Origin of the sequence: Vibrio sp. B1FLJ16 (assembly GCF_905175385.1) — a bacterium.
Lineage (GTDB): Bacteria > Pseudomonadota > Gammaproteobacteria > Enterobacterales > Vibrionaceae > Vibrio.
In genome coordinates, this window is the sequence record NZ_HG992749.1 from 2,557,185 (window position 1) to 2,571,654 (window position 14,470).

Annotated in this window: 15 protein-coding genes and 1 other RNA gene; 10 read left to right on the forward strand and 6 right to left on the reverse strand. The window is 45.4% G+C overall.

What is annotated here, in order from left to right; all coding sequences use genetic code 11:
- Nucleotides 1-360 precede the first annotated feature (360 nt).
- Complete coding sequence (nadB, locus tag KHN79_RS11610; protein WP_182011202.1) at nucleotides 361-1,983, forward strand: L-aspartate oxidase; 1,623 nt, start codon at nucleotides 361-363, stop codon at nucleotides 1,981-1,983.
- 422 nt (nucleotides 1,984-2,405) lie between these two features.
- On the opposite strand, the gene KHN79_RS11615 is transcribed toward nadB, so the two are convergent.
- The gene (locus tag KHN79_RS11615) at nucleotides 2,406-2,666 is read right to left on the reverse strand and encodes a succinate dehydrogenase assembly factor 2 (RefSeq protein ID WP_182011201.1); all 261 of its coding nucleotides are present in this window, start codon (nucleotides 2,664-2,666) and stop codon (nucleotides 2,406-2,408) included.
- Between the two features lie 186 nt (nucleotides 2,667-2,852).
- Here KHN79_RS11615 and ygfZ point away from each other — a divergent pair, with 186 nt between their 5' ends.
- The 3 genes from ygfZ (at nucleotide 2,853) to KHN79_RS11630 (ending at nucleotide 5,127) form a co-directional block, all read left to right on the forward strand.
- A complete protein-coding gene (ygfZ, locus tag KHN79_RS11620; protein ID WP_182011200.1) occupies nucleotides 2,853-3,818 on the forward strand; it encodes a tRNA-modifying protein YgfZ in 966 nt (321 codons plus the stop codon).
- Nucleotides 3,811-4,284, forward strand: a complete 474-nt coding sequence (locus tag KHN79_RS11625) for a YbaK/EbsC family protein (protein ID WP_182011199.1) — start codon at nucleotides 3,811-3,813, stop codon at nucleotides 4,282-4,284. The genes ygfZ and KHN79_RS11625 overlap by 8 nt, the downstream gene beginning before the upstream one ends.
- 636 nt (nucleotides 4,285-4,920) lie before the next feature.
- On the forward strand, nucleotides 4,921-5,127 hold the full coding sequence (locus tag KHN79_RS11630) for a DUF1107 domain-containing protein (RefSeq protein WP_182011198.1): 207 nt from the start codon (nucleotides 4,921-4,923) through the stop codon (nucleotides 5,125-5,127).
- Between the two features lie 59 nt (nucleotides 5,128-5,186).
- On the opposite strand, the gene KHN79_RS11635 is transcribed toward KHN79_RS11630, so the two are convergent.
- The 3 genes from KHN79_RS11635 to KHN79_RS11645 all read right to left on the reverse strand — a co-directional run bounded on the left by KHN79_RS11635 (nucleotide 5,187) and on the right by KHN79_RS11645 (nucleotide 8,276).
- Complete coding sequence (locus KHN79_RS11635) at nucleotides 5,187-6,395, reverse strand: FAD-dependent 2-octaprenylphenol hydroxylase (protein WP_182011197.1); 1,209 nt, start codon at nucleotides 6,393-6,395, stop codon at nucleotides 5,187-5,189.
- A 96-nt stretch (nucleotides 6,396-6,491) separates the two neighbouring features.
- Nucleotides 6,492-7,670 (reverse strand): 2-octaprenyl-6-methoxyphenyl hydroxylase, encoded by a 1,179-nt coding sequence (gene ubiH / locus KHN79_RS11640; RefSeq protein WP_182011196.1) that lies wholly within the window; start codon nucleotides 7,668-7,670, stop codon nucleotides 6,492-6,494.
- Between the two features lie 27 nt (nucleotides 7,671-7,697).
- Nucleotides 7,698-8,276: a YecA family protein gene (locus tag KHN79_RS11645; protein WP_182011195.1), complete on the reverse strand. Its 579-nt coding sequence runs from the start codon at nucleotides 8,274-8,276 to the stop codon at nucleotides 7,698-7,700.
- Between the two features lie 248 nt (nucleotides 8,277-8,524).
- On the opposite strand from KHN79_RS11645, the gene KHN79_RS11650 reads away from it, so the two are divergent.
- The 5 genes from KHN79_RS11650 to serA all read left to right on the forward strand — a co-directional run bounded on the left by KHN79_RS11650 (nucleotide 8,525) and on the right by serA (nucleotide 11,860).
- The gene (locus tag KHN79_RS11650) at nucleotides 8,525-8,833 is read left to right on the forward strand and encodes a cell division protein ZapA (protein WP_182011194.1); all 309 of its coding nucleotides are present in this window, start codon (nucleotides 8,525-8,527) and stop codon (nucleotides 8,831-8,833) included.
- A gap of 8 nt (nucleotides 8,834-8,841) precedes the next feature.
- Nucleotides 8,842-9,026: non-coding RNA, 6S RNA (gene ssrS / locus KHN79_RS11655), on the forward strand.
- Between the two features lie 19 nt (nucleotides 9,027-9,045).
- Complete coding sequence (locus tag KHN79_RS11660; protein ID WP_182011255.1) at nucleotides 9,046-9,639, forward strand: 5-formyltetrahydrofolate cyclo-ligase; 594 nt, start codon at nucleotides 9,046-9,048, stop codon at nucleotides 9,637-9,639.
- A gap of 58 nt (nucleotides 9,640-9,697) precedes the next feature.
- Nucleotides 9,698-10,354, forward strand: coding sequence for a ribose-5-phosphate isomerase RpiA (gene rpiA / locus KHN79_RS11665; RefSeq protein ID WP_182011193.1), 657 nt, complete (start codon nucleotides 9,698-9,700; stop codon nucleotides 10,352-10,354).
- A 273-nt stretch (nucleotides 10,355-10,627) separates the two neighbouring features.
- Nucleotides 10,628-11,860, forward strand: coding sequence for a phosphoglycerate dehydrogenase (serA, locus tag KHN79_RS11670; RefSeq protein WP_182011192.1), 1,233 nt, complete (start codon nucleotides 10,628-10,630; stop codon nucleotides 11,858-11,860).
- 62 nt (nucleotides 11,861-11,922) lie between these two features.
- Here the strand turns inward: serA and KHN79_RS11675 are convergent, their stop codons facing one another.
- Nucleotides 11,923-12,615, reverse strand: a complete 693-nt coding sequence (locus KHN79_RS11675; RefSeq protein WP_182011254.1) for an oxidative stress defense protein — start codon at nucleotides 12,613-12,615, stop codon at nucleotides 11,923-11,925.
- A gap of 175 nt (nucleotides 12,616-12,790) precedes the next feature.
- On the reverse strand, nucleotides 12,791-13,687 hold the full coding sequence (locus tag KHN79_RS11680) for a LysR family transcriptional regulator ArgP (RefSeq protein ID WP_182011191.1): 897 nt from the start codon (nucleotides 13,685-13,687) through the stop codon (nucleotides 12,791-12,793).
- A 141-nt stretch (nucleotides 13,688-13,828) separates the two neighbouring features.
- Between KHN79_RS11680 and KHN79_RS11685 the strand changes: the two genes are divergently transcribed.
- Nucleotides 13,829-14,458, forward strand: coding sequence for a LysE/ArgO family amino acid transporter (locus KHN79_RS11685; RefSeq protein ID WP_182011190.1), 630 nt, complete (start codon nucleotides 13,829-13,831; stop codon nucleotides 14,456-14,458).
- The last annotated feature ends 12 nt before the right edge of the window (nucleotides 14,459-14,470 follow it).

A 14,470-nucleotide genomic window follows, 5' to 3' on the forward strand; every position in this document is an offset into this window, starting at 1 on the left:
GTTTGTCAGACGAGCAAATTGAAGGGAATTGGGTATAATAATCGTCCTCTATCCAAATTGTGCTGGGTAGAGCATGGAAAAGCAATGACATTGACAAACTATTACTTTTCATTTGCATGGCTGTTGGCTATCTGAATAACGCGTTTTAAATGAAACTCAAAAAGTATTCGTATGTAATTTTGGTCTTCGACCTGTGCATACCAAAAAGAAGAGTGACCCAAGTCACCAGAGTAACTGTAGTTTAGATGAACCTCCCAACTTAGCCCTTAGTGACGGATGTCACGCTAATGGAAGAGCACATGGTGTGCAAATAATATACAAGACAACCTTATTGTCTTAGCTTGGGATTATAAAAGTTATATGAACACAAATCGTGAACATGAATGTGATGTGTTAGTGGTAGGGAGTGGGGCTGCAGGCTTGTCGTTGGCTTTGCGTGTCGCAAACCACTGTAAGGTAATGGTTCTCAGTAAAGGACCACGAAGCGAAGGCGCGACGTATTACGCTCAGGGCGGCATTGCTGCGGTGTTCGATGAGTCAGATACGATTGACTCTCACGTAGAAGACACCCAAATCGCAGGCGATGGAATATGTGATGAAGAGACCGTAAGATTCATCGCTGAACATTCAAAAGAGTGTGTACAGTGGCTGATTGATGGTGGTGTTCCATTTGATCGCGAAGATGATGATTCTGACGAAGAACCTCGTTACCACCTGACCCGTGAAGGTGGCCACAGCCGTAGACGTATTCTGCATGCTGCAGATGCAACGGGCATGGCGATGCAAACTTCCCTGCAAGACAACGCTCACAACCATCCCAATATTCATGTTCTCGAGCGTCATAACGCGCTGGATCTTATCACTGAAGATAAAGTGGGTGGTGATAAGAATAAGGTTATTGGTGCCTACATCTGGAACCGCAACGAAGAGCACGTAGAAACCGTTCGTGCCAAGTTTGTTGTTCTGGCAACTGGCGGCGCTTCAAAGGTTTATCAGTACACTTCAAACCCGGATGTTTCCTCTGGTGATGGCATTGCCATTGCCTGGCGCGCTGGCTGTCGCGTCGCAAACTTGGAATTTAATCAATTCCACCCAACCTGCCTGTTCCACCCGGAGGCACGTAACTTCCTGCTCACGGAAGCACTACGCGGTGAAGGCGCGTACTTACGTCGTCCAGATGGCTCTCGCTTTATGCCAGACTTCGATGAACGTAAAGAGTTAGCGCCGCGCGATGTCGTTGCTCGCGCTATTGACTTTGAAATGAAGCGCCTCGGTGCTGATTGCATGTATCTCGACATCAGCCATAAACCGGCTGACTTCATTACTAAGCACTTCCCGACCATCTACTCACGCTTGATGGACTTAGGGATCGACATGACCAAAGAGCCTATCCCTATAGTTCCTGCTGCGCACTATACCTGTGGTGGTGTGATTGTTGATCAGAACGGGCATACAGACCTGAAGAATCTATATGCGATAGGTGAAGTAAGCTACACTGGTCTGCACGGTGCCAACCGTATGGCTTCAAACTCACTATTGGAGTGCGTGGTCTACGCCTGGTCTGCCGCAAAAGACATTCTTAAACACCTGTCAGAAGTGAGCTTAGCTTCTCAATTACCTTGCTGGGATGAAAGTCAGGTCACCAACAGTGATGAAGAAGTGATTATTCAGCATAACTGGCATGAGCTGCGCCTGTTTATGTGGGACTACATGGGCATTGTACGTACAGATAAACGCTTGGAGCGTGCGTTGCGCCGTATTCAAATGCTGCAACAAGAAACACACGAATACTACAGTAACTTCCGTGTATCCAATAACTTGCTTGAGCTGCGCAACCTGCTGCAAGTCGCTGAACTCATGGTGCGCTGTGCGATGCAACGCAAAGAGAGCCGCGGTTTGCACTACACCCTGGATTATCCGAATCAACTGGAAAGCAGCGGGCCGACGATCCTCACACCTACCAAGCAGCTGAATCAGCAGTAGTCGTAAGAGCCTGAACCAATCAGTCAGATCAACAGAGAGCTTCGGCTCTCTGTTTTATTTCCCACTGACGTAATACCAGAACGAGTTGGCGGTATTGATTATCGCTACAGCTGTCCCTCCATACCGTCACACTCTCTCCTGATTCAAGTATAAAAGTGGTCTTAAACGGTAAAGTCGACAGGTCAGCTTTCACGAGCTGAGTCTTTGTATTTTCACTTCTGACCGTTCCATCTCGATGAACATACCAAAGACCCACGCTAACAGGAACAACAGAACCTGTCGGCAAATACAGCTTGGTAATCATTAATAACAAATAAATCGATAATACAATTGGGATGTCAGAAAGAATAATAGCCCAGGTCATTGAGAGGAGAAGTATGAGATTAATGACCCGGGCAGTAACGGAGGGGGAAAGTGTCAGATTAACGAACTTTGCTGAGGTTGTGGGCGACAATTTTATCGACCATCGATGCGTGACCTAGATTTTCACTACGGCCATGTCCCATAATCCATGTAAACAAATCAGGGTCATCACATTCAAGCAAAGAAACAAAGTCATGCTGCTCCTGTTCACTCAGCGCATCAAAGCACTCTTCAAAAAACGGCATAATCACCACATCAAGCTCAAGCATACCTCGACGGCAAGCCCATTTAATACGCGCCTTTTCTTCCGGAGTGTACATTCATTATTCCTTAATAGATGTCTTGTTATAGGTGCGGAGTGTAGCAACTGATGTGCAACGTCACTAGTGTCCCGGTCACAATACGCGAACCAAACTCCATGAGGTTATGTACGCATAATGAGAGCTGACAAATGCTTCATCTACAATTAACATAGCTGAAAAATATCTTCAAAAGGCATTGTAATCATGGAATGGCAAACCCGCTTTTCAGCACTACCCCTCTCAACTCAAGATGCATTACCTGAGCTTTCTATCTCATTATTAGACAACTTAGGCATGATCACCATGGTCGGTGATGATAAAAAATCGTACTTACATGGCCAGGTAACCTGTGATGTCGTTTCGCTTGAAAAAGACCAGTCAACACTGGGCGCGCATTGCGATGCTAAAGGCAAAGTGTGGAGTGTTTTTCGTTTGTTCCATCATCACGATGGCTACGGCATGATCCAACCGAAAACAGCCCTTGAAGTTGAACTAACAGAAATTAAGAAATACGCCGTATTTTCAAAAGTCACCATCGAGCAATCAAGCGAGGTTATTCTTGGCGTGTCTGGCGTTAAGGCCGACAACTTTATCGCAAGTTTGACTGAAGAAACGGGCAACGTGCGAGGAATTAACGGTGGCACTGCAGTAAAAGTTGAAGATAATCGCTGGTTACTAGCCGTAAGCAATGAGGCTGCACAAGCAATAGTTGAAACAAGCGATGCAACCCTGACAAACAATCAGTTGTGGAACCGTTTCGATATTGAAGCTGGACTGCCATTTGTGTCTTCAAGTGCACAAAACGAACACATACCTCAGGCTCTCAACCTTCAAGCGCTGGGTGGAATCAGCTTTACTAAGGGCTGTTACACTGGCCAAGAAACCGTCGCGCGCGCCAAATATCGCGGCATCAACAAACGAGCTATGTACATCGTAAAAGGTGTAATCACGTCAGACTTAAACGAACCTGTTGAATTAGAACGAAGCGTAGGAGAAAACTGGCGTTCTGTCGGTGCCCTGCAGGCTCACTACCAGTTTAGCGACAACCAGGCTATCGGTTTGATTGTGTTACCAAACAACCTAGATGAAGACACGCGTTTGCGTTTGGTTTCTCAACCTGAATGTGAATGGAGCATCGAAGCACTACCTTATAGCTTGGATGATGAGTAATCCCATTCATACCCCTTTGATGCAATTCCTGTCTGAGCAGAACATCCAGTACAGGTTACTGCCACATCAAAGACCCGCCACGACCATTGAGGATGTCGCACAACAACGCGGCATTCGTCCTTCTCAGATGGTAAAAGCGATCCTGCTGCGTGACATGGGAAACCTTTATGCACTGGCTTGTGCACCTGGTGATCGCAGTGTCGATCCTAAAAAAGTACGCGTGCTTCTGCAGTCTCGGCGCATGACTTGCGTTGATCAAACCGATGTTGAAAGCATTACAGGATATAAAATTGGCACGGTGACACCGCTATTACTTAAGCGTCATATGCCTGTGGTATTTGACCCAAGTCTTTTTGAGGAAGGGGAAGTCACCATCAGTAGCGGTGATCGAATGGCCGGACTTGCTTTATCCATCGATGATCTTGCCAAATTATGTCAGCCAATCGTGGCTGATATTTGTCGATAGTCGGGGCCAGAAATGTAATCGGTTGCAAAACCATGCAAGAAACTGTACCAGCCTCACGCTTTGCATTAATTAGAATGGAATTTTTAATCAACTTAAAAACATAAATAGTCACATTTAAAAAACTTATATATGATATTCATGTTGGTTAAGTTTTCAACAGGACTTGACTGACATAAAGTGGTAATGCTGAGTTACATAACGTTCTCTGTTATTTCAGCAGCCCACTTTTGTGTAATGCATCTGTGACTATTCGCCCGCTGAAGCGGGCTTTTTTTTGTCTGAACTTTAGCGAAACCCCTGCCTCTAAGATCACATGAGCAGAAAAAAACGGAATGAATGTTACAAAAGAAACATTTAGCAAACTTATGTTTTCCTTCTATTCTTAATTCTGTAACAAAACTGTTGCTTAATGCATCGTGCAAGAAGGAGATAAGAACAAATAATGTTCCTTACACAGGCGATATTTGGGGTAAACCTCACGCAAATTAAGATATCCACCTGACATTTTGCTTGTGACAGCACAAATATCTAATCTGTTACATATCACCTGTACTTTATATTATTGCCATCACAATAATATCGCGTCAAAAACGTAAAATAACCTGAGCTAGGTAAAATAAAAAAAGGAAAGTAAATATGAGACTGTTTAAGCGCTATACTCCAGGTATGATTGCTAAACATATAAGTCGTCTTTTTAAAGGAAGAATTTATATTTACGGAGTCGGTAGGTTCGAGTTTGATAACGGTAAGTTGATGATCCCTGAAAAAGCGGAACAACGTCATTTCAGAGCAGTAAAAGAGATCAACCAGGAAATCATGAAGCTCCGGTGCGCATATGCTTAGCTAAACATCGATGTTAAAAAGGCTGAATTATTCAGCCTTTTTTGTGATTCAACAACAGCCTACTGACGAGCTAGCTCAGGCAAATGCCCTTTCAGGCCAAGCGCCCGCTTCATGATTTCATCTTTCGCGCCCGGCAGTTGCCCAGCTAGACTCAAACCAATTCCACGAACCAATTTTTTAGCCGGATTCTCACCCGAGAACAAATCGCGAAAGCCTTGCATAGCAGCAATCATCTTGGCAGCTTCGGCTTTACGCCAGCGCTCATAACTGCGAAGATTACGCTTGCTACCTATATCCTGTCCTTGCTTCCAAAGCATCAAAACTTCCTGCGCCAGGCTTGCTGCATCTAATAGACCTAAGTTCACTCCCTGTCCGGCTAATGGGTGAATGGTATGCGCAGCATCTCCGACCAACGCAACACGCTCTGTGACAAAGTCACGTGCATAACGCATTTTCAGAGGAAAAGCTGCTCGCTCACCTAATACCTCACACAGACCAAGACGCGCATCAAATTCGCTGGTCAACGCTTTATTGAAGTCGTGCTCATCCATCGCGAGCAGCTGCTCTGCCCGATCAGGCTCCGTAGACCATACAATAGAACACATATTTGGCTGAGACATCGGCAGCAATGCTAATGGACCATGAGGCGTGAAAATCTGACGCGCAATGTTATTGTGCGGCTCTGTCGTTCTTACGTTCGCAACCAACGCACTATGACCGTAATCCCAGTGAGTAAGCGGGATATCCACTTGGTTGCGCAGCCAGGAATTCGCGCCATCCGCGCCAACCACCAATTTTGCCGTCATCGCCTGACCATTGTCCAATGTCAGCCAGCTTTCCTGTTCACCAACTGCAAGGGTGGCGCAACGAGCAGGCATAAACAGAGTAACATTATCCAGTTTTTGCACCTGCTCGAGCAGCGCCAACTGAATCACTCTGTTTTCAACAATATGTCCAAGATCCGGCTGTGCCATGCTTTGTGCATCAAACTCTATTTTGGCAAAGCTGTCCTGTTCCCAGACTTCCATTCCGTAATACGGTGAAGCTCGTCGCTGTTCTATTCCCGACCAGGCACCAAGCTTACGCAATATAGTTTCACTAGAGCGGCTCAATGCAGAAACACGCACGTCGGGTAACTCATTAAGTTGCTGATCAGGCACGCTTCCTTCGATAACAGCGATACGAAGGTCACTGTCCCTGAATGCGGCGGCAAGCGCCAATCCAACCATCCCGCCGCCAATGATGGCGATATCTACACTTTGCATCATTACTTATACTTACCTAATAACTGATGTAACTTAAGAGCTAATTGTTACCTAAGAACTAACCTAGTAACTAATAGTTACCTAACTCGTTTCTGCCATTCATCGCTTCACTAAACCAAGTGTATGGCGTAGCAAAGGCTGCTTAAAGATAGAAAGGTTGTCCATCGCGGCTAAGGCTGTATTACGCCCGATTCGCATCGCGGGTAAATCATTGGAAAAAATATGAACCAGCGCGCTCGTTAGCCAGATTGTCTCATTCCGGTCAGCTTCGCGGCGCTGACTAAAGCGCATTAAGCCCTGATAACGCCCAGCATCATCAGCTTGTTTGACCACTTCTTCAGCCAGAGAGACCACATCACGGATCCCAAGATTAAAGCCTTGCCCCGCTATTGGATGAAGTGTCTGGGCGGCATTGCCCACAATCGCAAAGCGGTGAGAGATGTTCTGCTTACGATGGCGAAGTAGCAGAGGATAACTCGCGCGTTGGCCTACCTTCTTAAGAGCGCCTAAACGCCAGCCAAAGTCTTGTTGCAGCCTCGCAAGAAAATCACTGTCAGAAAGGGCTAAAACAGTCTCAGCTTCATCCGGATGGAGACACCACACTAATGACATTCGATTGTCACTCATCGGAAGTAACGCAACAGGGCCATTCTCAGTAAAGCGCTCAAATGCGCGCCCCTGATGAGCCTCTTGAGCAACAATATTAGCAATGACGGCTACCTGTTCGAAATCATGTTCAAAGAGTTCTAAGCCAACTTGCTGGCAGCACTGTGAAACCGCGCCATCAGCGGCAACTAATAGCTTCGCAACCAGCTTTTCACCACTACTTAATTCGACATTGGTATGCTCTTGTTCCCGCTCGATATAGGTAACGGAGTCAGGACAGAAGAAATCAATACAAGCGCTTTTCGCAAGCAGGTCTTGGTAAACACGACCTACATCGGCCAGCTCCACAACATATCCCAAAGCTTCTACCCCAACCTCTTGCCTGGTGATCTCCGTCATCCCTGCATGAGAGCGGTCAGAAACATGAATATGCTCAATTGAAGTCGCAAATGGTTCAATGACCGACCAAAGCTGTAAATGGCGCAACAAATTAACGGTGCCGTAAGACAGCGCGATTGAGCGTGAATCAAAGCCCGGATGGGCATCAGACTGCGCCTTAAATGGCTCGACAACAGCAATTCGCAACGTCTCCTGAGATAAGTGCTCAATCGCCAGAGCTAACGTAGCCCCAGCCATCGCACCACCAGCAATCACTACATCATACTGCTTCATGCTTACCTCTGCTGAACTAATCTGCGATTAGTGAATCGTTGGTTTACTGTCACTACTTTCAGGGCGCACACCAAACTCTGCATGGATCGTGAGTACGCAAGCTTTAACATGCTCGATGACTTGTTCCAGCAATTGTGCCTGCTCGCCCAAATCATCTTCTTCATCAATACCCAGTTTGGCGATTTCTTCTAAATCAGCCAATGCTTCTTTGGCATCGTCGGACGCTTTGTTCAGTGTAATACCACCTAAGCCAAGTCCTGAGATAAAATGATTAACGAAATCAGATAAACCATCTGCCAGTGCAAATAAACCTTCTTCGCCTGGCTCATCTGGCAATAGCAACGACAACTCCATTGAAGAGCCTGTCAGCTCATCCACAGTAACTTTAAACACACTTTGTGCAAACGTTAGAGCCGTTGTTGGCCATCCCATGCCCTCATTGGTGTAATCAAACAAAATTGGCTGCCAGGTCTGATCGTCAATCGCCAATCCACCACTTAACATACCGACAAGCAATCCGTGCAATTCAGCTGGACTAACTGCCAGACTTGCAGATTTCAATTCAGCGGCAATAGATTGGTATTCCGGAAGGGTGATTTCACTCATAACTTGGCTCATTCTTGCGTAATAATGTATCGACATATCCTACCATCAAGCCTGGCCCTCCGAAACGACTATCAAATTCATTTTGAACACCATTTGCTCAATTTGCCGAATTCCTGTGTGATCACATCATCATTTCTCTTTCTGTGATGGGAAATGCTTGAATCTTAAATCCGCTTTTCCTATAGTTTCCTCCTCGGTAGTTGTATGGAGCAACACCTTAGATAGCGCGAATATAGAGTTTATTCATCATGAGCAATCAAGCGATCGACGTTGAAATACTAGGCAAAGTAACACGAGTGAACTGTCCTACTGGACAAGAAGAATCTCTCGTTGCAGCAGCAAAAGATCTTGATCGCCGATTGAAAGAGATGAGCGATCGTACTAAGGTAACCAATGAAATTCAGTTGCTGACATTTGCCGCATTGAACATTTGTTATGAATTGCAGACTAAATCATACGAGTCAAGTGGCCAACAGCAAGAAATGACTGAGCGAATGGAAAAGCTCACTGCGTCGTTAGAAAACGCACTAAGTAAAGTTACGCAAGGACAGCAGTAGATACAAAATTTACCCTGGGGTGTGCGTCAGCAGGATTTAAGTCCCCGAGCCGATAAGCAATACCAAAGGGTTAGTACTTGATAGCTATTGAGCAAGCTTGGCATGTACCGAGAAGCCTACGGTTATCATTGCTGATCCGCCTTGAACTAGCTGGTTCAAGGGTCATAATCCTCAACGGCACCCTGGGGTATTCCTCTATGTCAGAACTATCCATATCATCAAGCTCCCGACAAGATTTCCGAAAACTAATTCGTGAAAAACGCAACGCCCTGTGTAGTGATACCCAGTTCCAGGCGGCTCTCGACCTTATTACGCAATTTTCCCAACTCCCTGAAATACAGCATTCGCAGCACATCGCTATATATTTATCTGCGGATGGTGAGCTAGATACCAAACCACTTATCGAATGGTTATGGCAACAAGGAAAGTCGATTTACCTGCCAGTTATCCATCCCTTTTCCAAAGGTCAGCTACTGTTTCATCAGTACTTAAACGACGACCAACTGGTTTACAACAAATATGGCATTCTTGAACCCAGGCTCGATATCCGTCACCTGATGCCAGTAAAACAACTCGATCTTATCTGCACACCGTTAGTCGGTTTCGACAGTATCGGCCATCGGCTAGGCATGGGCGGCGGGTATTACGATCGTACACTTTCCCTCTGGTTCGCGACCGGTGAAGGAGCAATACCGGTTGGTATTGCTCACGATTGCCAGCATGTTGATCGCCTGCCAACTGAAAGCTGGGACATCCCACTGCCTAAGATCGTGACTCCAAGCCGAATCTGGCAATGGGAAAACTAGCACTTAGCCGCTATAATCACGCCGCAAATGTTAACGAACATCTATTCAGGAGATTGGCATGACTCAAGATGAAATGAAAAAAGCGGCTGGTTGGGCAGCATTAAAATATGTTGAAAAAGGCAGCATTGTTGGTGTTGGTACCGGCTCTACCGTGAATCACTTCATCGATGCACTAGGTACAATCAAAGACGATATCAAAGGTGCTGTCTCTAGCTCTGTTGCTTCTACTGAGCGCCTGAAGGAGCTTGGTATTGAAGTATTTGAGTGTAACGACGTAATTAAGCTGGATGTTTATGTTGATGGCGCTGATGAAATCAACCCGACACGTGACATGATCAAAGGTGGTGGTGCAGCGCTGACTCGTGAAAAAATCGTCGCAGCAATCTCTGAAAAATTCGTGTGTATAGTCGATGATACCAAAGCAGTTGACGTACTAGGCCAGTTCCCGTTACCTGTAGAAGTTATCCCAATGGCCCGCTCTTACGTTGCTCGTGAGCTGGTGAAACTTGGTGGTGATCCGGCGTACCGTGAAGGTGTGGTAACAGATAATGGCAACATTATTCTGGACGTACACAACATGAAGATTACTAACCCGAAAGAGATGGAAGACAAAATCAACAGCATCGCAGGTGTTGTAACCAATGGTCTTTTTGCTCATCGTGGTGCCGACGTAGTCATTACGGGCACACCAGAAGGCGCAAAAATCGAAGAGTAAAATACCTAAAAACCTGGCTATCAGGTTCATTTTTCGGTTATTTCATTACATACGGTGCTGCAAAGCACCGTTTTTCGTTCTTTCGCTCAATAAATTTATTCCTTATTCCGTAATTTTCTTACCCAAAGTAATTTTTTTTTTGTTACTTTATTGAACAGAAGACGCACAAGGAAACGTTTGTCCTCCTAAAAAACGGTTAATTATCCCCTTTTTAATCGTTTTGCCCAATGTGCGCCATTATTAGCCCACCTTTCCATTTAAGGACGAGAAAAAATGGCCAAAGTTTCACTGGAAAAAGACAAGATTAAGATCCTCTTACTTGAAGGACTTCACCCTTCTTCAGTTGAAGTTCTGCAAGCAGCTGGTTACACCAACATTGAATATCACAAAGGTTCACTTCCTGAGGAAGAACTGATTGAAGCCGTAAAAGATGCGCACTTCATCGGTATCCGCTCCCGAACGAATCTGTCTGAAGAAGTGATCAATGCAGCAAACAAACTGGTTGCTATTGGCTGTTTTTGTATCGGTACTAACCAAGTTGATCTGGACGCAGCAGCAAAACGCGGTGTTCCTGTATTCAATGCTCCGTTCTCAAACACACGCAGTGTAGCCGAGTTAGTACTAGGACAGGTTCTGCTGCTTCTTCGCGGCATTCCTGAGAAAAATGCACTGGCACATCGCGGCATCTGGAAAAAGAGTGCGGATAACTCATACGAAGCTCGTGGTAAGCGTTTAGGCATTATCGGTTACGGTCATATCGGTACTCAGCTGGGTATCATTGCTGAAAACTTAGGTATGCGTGTTTACTACTACGATATTGAAAACAAGTTATCACTGGGTAACGCAACGCAAGTTCACACTATGAGTGAGCTGCTGAATAAATGTGATGTCATCTCACTGCATGTTCCGGAAACACCAGAAACGAAGAACATGATGGGTGAAGAAGAATTTGCACGCATGAAGCCGGGCGCAATATTTATCAATGCAGCGCGCGGTACTGTGGTAGACATTCCAGCTCTTTGTCATAGCTTGGAAGCTAGCCACCTTGCCGGCGCAGCTATCGATGTTTTCCCGGTTGAACCAAAAACGAATGCAGACCCGTTTGAGTCTCCGCTACAGAAGTTCGACAATGTCATCCTGACACCACACGTCGGTGGTTCGACTCAAGAAGCTCAAGAGAACATCGGTGTTGAAGTTGCAGGTAAACTCGCAAAATACTCAGATAACGGTTCGACACTTTCAAGCGTCAACTTCCCTGAAGTATCACTTCCTGAACACGGTGGTGAGTGTTCTCGTCTACTACACATTCACAAAAACCGTCCTGGTATCCTGACTCAGATCAACACCATTTTTGCTGAAGAAGGCATCAACATCGCTGCGCAATACCTGCAAACGGCAGCAGAGATCGGCTATGTGGTTATCGATGTAGAAACAGAGCGCTCAGAAGAAGCTCTAACCAAACTGAAAAGCATCGAAGGCACGATTCGTGCGCGTATTCTTCACTAAGAAGCTTACAAACAATAAAGGCAGGGATTTCCCTGCCTTTTTATATCCAGAAATAATTGGTATTACTTCAGCTTGTAGATCACCTCAACCTGATCCCGGATCACCATTGTTGAGTCTTGGTAACTGTTCACATGCTGTTTACTATCTAATGCCACTGAGCGCATCAGTACCGGCTCAGGATAGGTGTGGTTATAGTTCACGCGCCAGATGTCGCCAAGTTGCTTATCAAATCCCGATGCTAATGAAGCTGCACTTTCTCTGGCATCCTTAATTGCCTCCATGCGCGCCTTCTGCTGAAACTCAGTCTGATTACTCACCTTAAGCTGAATATTATCCACCTGATTAATACCCGCTTGTATTGCCATATCCAGATAATCATTAAGGCGAGATAAGTCCGTTACCGTAACGTTAATACCGCGCGTGGCCCGGTAACCTACTAACTCAGGCTTACCTGACTTCGGATAATGATATTGCGGGGCAAGATACAGATTCGAGCTTGTGACACTATCTTTCGATAAGCCAGCAGCAGATAGTTTTTTCAAAAATTCATCGACCGTTTCATCCACCGACTGTTTTGCTTGCTCTGCAGTCATTGTCGTATCAACGACTTTAACAGAGAACGTTGCCATATCGGGCGCTGCAACAACTTCACCGTAACCAGTCGTCGTAATATGAGCGAATTCTGGCGTGCTGGCCAGAGCAGAAATACTCGCAAAGCTGAGTACAGAGGCTAACAAACACGAGTACAGCTTCACTTTGACAAATCTATCCATAATATAAACCGCAAGATACCCCAAATTAGATGGCTTGATCATAGAAAGTTTTGACAATTATCCAACCACCTTAGCTCACTTCTAACACAATTTTAACCTTGCAATTCAGGTTCTTTTTAATCGGCTCATTGTAGAATAGGTTTAGTAGCTTCAGTATTTACTGAGGTAAATGACGCTGTGCATAACGCACGATGGCTTGGGAAATTTCTTGCAGAACGCCCGTCTCCAACTGCCAGTGGTGCCAGTAAATCCGGTAGGTCATCAAGAATCCGGGGGTGATATCAATCAACGTTCCTTGCTCCAGTTCATCAGTGATCTGCAACCTGGGAATCAAACAATACGCGACACCAGCCAGCGCCATTTTTAAAAACGCTTCAGAGCTGCTGATGTTATGATGAATAACGCTATCCGGTCGTATATTGAAGTGCTCCGTGAGAAACTTCTTATGCAGTTCATCATATTGATCGTAGGAAACTGCGGGAGCATGTGAGAGCGTTTGGTTATTTACACCTTCAGAAAAATAGCGCTGATAAAATTCCGGATTCGCAACACAAACATAATCGATACGACCCAGGTAGTCTGCCCGACAGCCTGGTATTGGTTGTGATTCCAAACTGATTGCGCCAGCCACTTCCCCACTTTTAAGCTTCTCAATAGATCGGGATTCACCATAGATAGCGAGTTTTAGTTCAACCTGACGCGTCTTCATCACCCCCTGCAGAGCGGGCAGTAACCATGTGGCTAAACTGTCGGCGTTTGTGGCAAGTGATAACTGAACTGGGCGAGTACTGCTGTCATTTTTTAATTCCGGCAGAATTTCATGTTCCAGCAAACGAACGCGACGATACAATCCCAAAAGCTTCTTACCGATCGGGGTCGGTTTCGGTGGCTGCTCACGAATTAATACAGGTTGGGCAAGAAACTTTTCTAACTGTTTGATACGCTGAGAGATAGCTGATTGCGAGATAAAAAGATTATCTGCAGCTCGCTCAAAGCTTCCTTGATAGACTACCGCATCTAACGCTTCAATCCATTTATAGTCCAGTCCGCGCATACACCCTCCCTCCTGTTACAGTCCCCAAAGCAACTTGATAAGCTTTACTTATATTATATTAAAATCATTAATTATACTTATTTACCCAGAAGTTTTATCTTCCACTCCTCGGTCTTTTTACTACTAATTTTGAGGTGTGTTGTGAGCTTTTGGGTTTTGTTACAAGGGTTTGGTTTAGGGGCATCAATGATCATCCCTATTGGTGCACAGAATGCATATGTTCTAAATCAGGGTATCAAACGCAACCATCACCTGACCACAGCGACCATCTGTAGCATCCTAGATATGCTATTCATTTCTTTAGGTATTTTCGGTGGCGGTGCCATTTTATCGCAAAACGAAATTCTGCTAACCTCAGTGACACTCGGTGGTATTGCGTTTCTTGGCTTTTATGGTTTCCTCTCATTAAGAAGCGCCTTGAAACCAGCAGATGAATCGGAAACGAGAGGGGAAGTCATTGCCCGTGGACGTCGTACTGTAATTTTAGGTGCACTTGCGGTAACGGTATTGAACCCTCACCTGTATCTGGACACCGTTGTTATTCTTGGTTCTATTGGAGGCCAGTTTGAAGGCCATGACCGCATTGCATTTGCTCTTGGTACTATTATGGCTTCTTTTGTGTGGTTCTTTACCTTGTCTCTTGGCGCGGCAAAATTAGGTCCGACTCTCTCGAAACCTAAGGTGAAAAAAGGTATCGACATCGCTGTAGCCGTGATGATGTTTACCATCGCTTATTTTTTAGCTAGTGAGTTAATCACTAAATACTGGTAAGTACTCTGATTG

Coding starts and splice junctions, on each gene's coding strand:
- KHN79_RS11625 (WP_182011199.1), top strand. CDS start 3,811: ATGAGTAATCCCATTCATACCCCTTTGATGCAATTCCTGTCTGAGCAG.
- KHN79_RS11650 (WP_182011194.1), top strand. CDS start 8,525: ATGAGCAATCAAGCGATCGACGTTGAAATACTAGGCAAAGTAACACGA.
- serA (WP_182011192.1), top strand. CDS start 10,628: ATGGCCAAAGTTTCACTGGAAAAAGACAAGATTAAGATCCTCTTACTT.
- ygfZ (WP_182011200.1), top strand. CDS start 2,853: ATGGAATGGCAAACCCGCTTTTCAGCACTACCCCTCTCAACTCAAGAT.
- KHN79_RS11615 (WP_182011201.1), bottom strand. CDS start 2,666: ATGTACACTCCGGAAGAAAAGGCGCGTATTAAATGGGCTTGCCGTCGA.
- ubiH (WP_182011196.1), bottom strand. CDS start 7,670: ATGAAGCAGTATGATGTAGTGATTGCTGGTGGTGCGATGGCTGGGGCT.
- KHN79_RS11645 (WP_182011195.1), bottom strand. CDS start 8,276: ATGAGTGAAATCACCCTTCCGGAATACCAATCTATTGCCGCTGAATTG.
- nadB (WP_182011202.1), top strand. CDS start 361: ATGAACACAAATCGTGAACATGAATGTGATGTGTTAGTGGTAGGGAGT.
- KHN79_RS11680 (WP_182011191.1), bottom strand. CDS start 13,687: ATGCGCGGACTGGACTATAAATGGATTGAAGCGTTAGATGCGGTAGTC.
- rpiA (WP_182011193.1), top strand. CDS start 9,698: ATGACTCAAGATGAAATGAAAAAAGCGGCTGGTTGGGCAGCATTAAAA.
- KHN79_RS11635 (WP_182011197.1), bottom strand. CDS start 6,395: ATGATGCAAAGTGTAGATATCGCCATCATTGGCGGCGGGATGGTTGGA.
- KHN79_RS11630 (WP_182011198.1), top strand. CDS start 4,921: ATGAGACTGTTTAAGCGCTATACTCCAGGTATGATTGCTAAACATATA.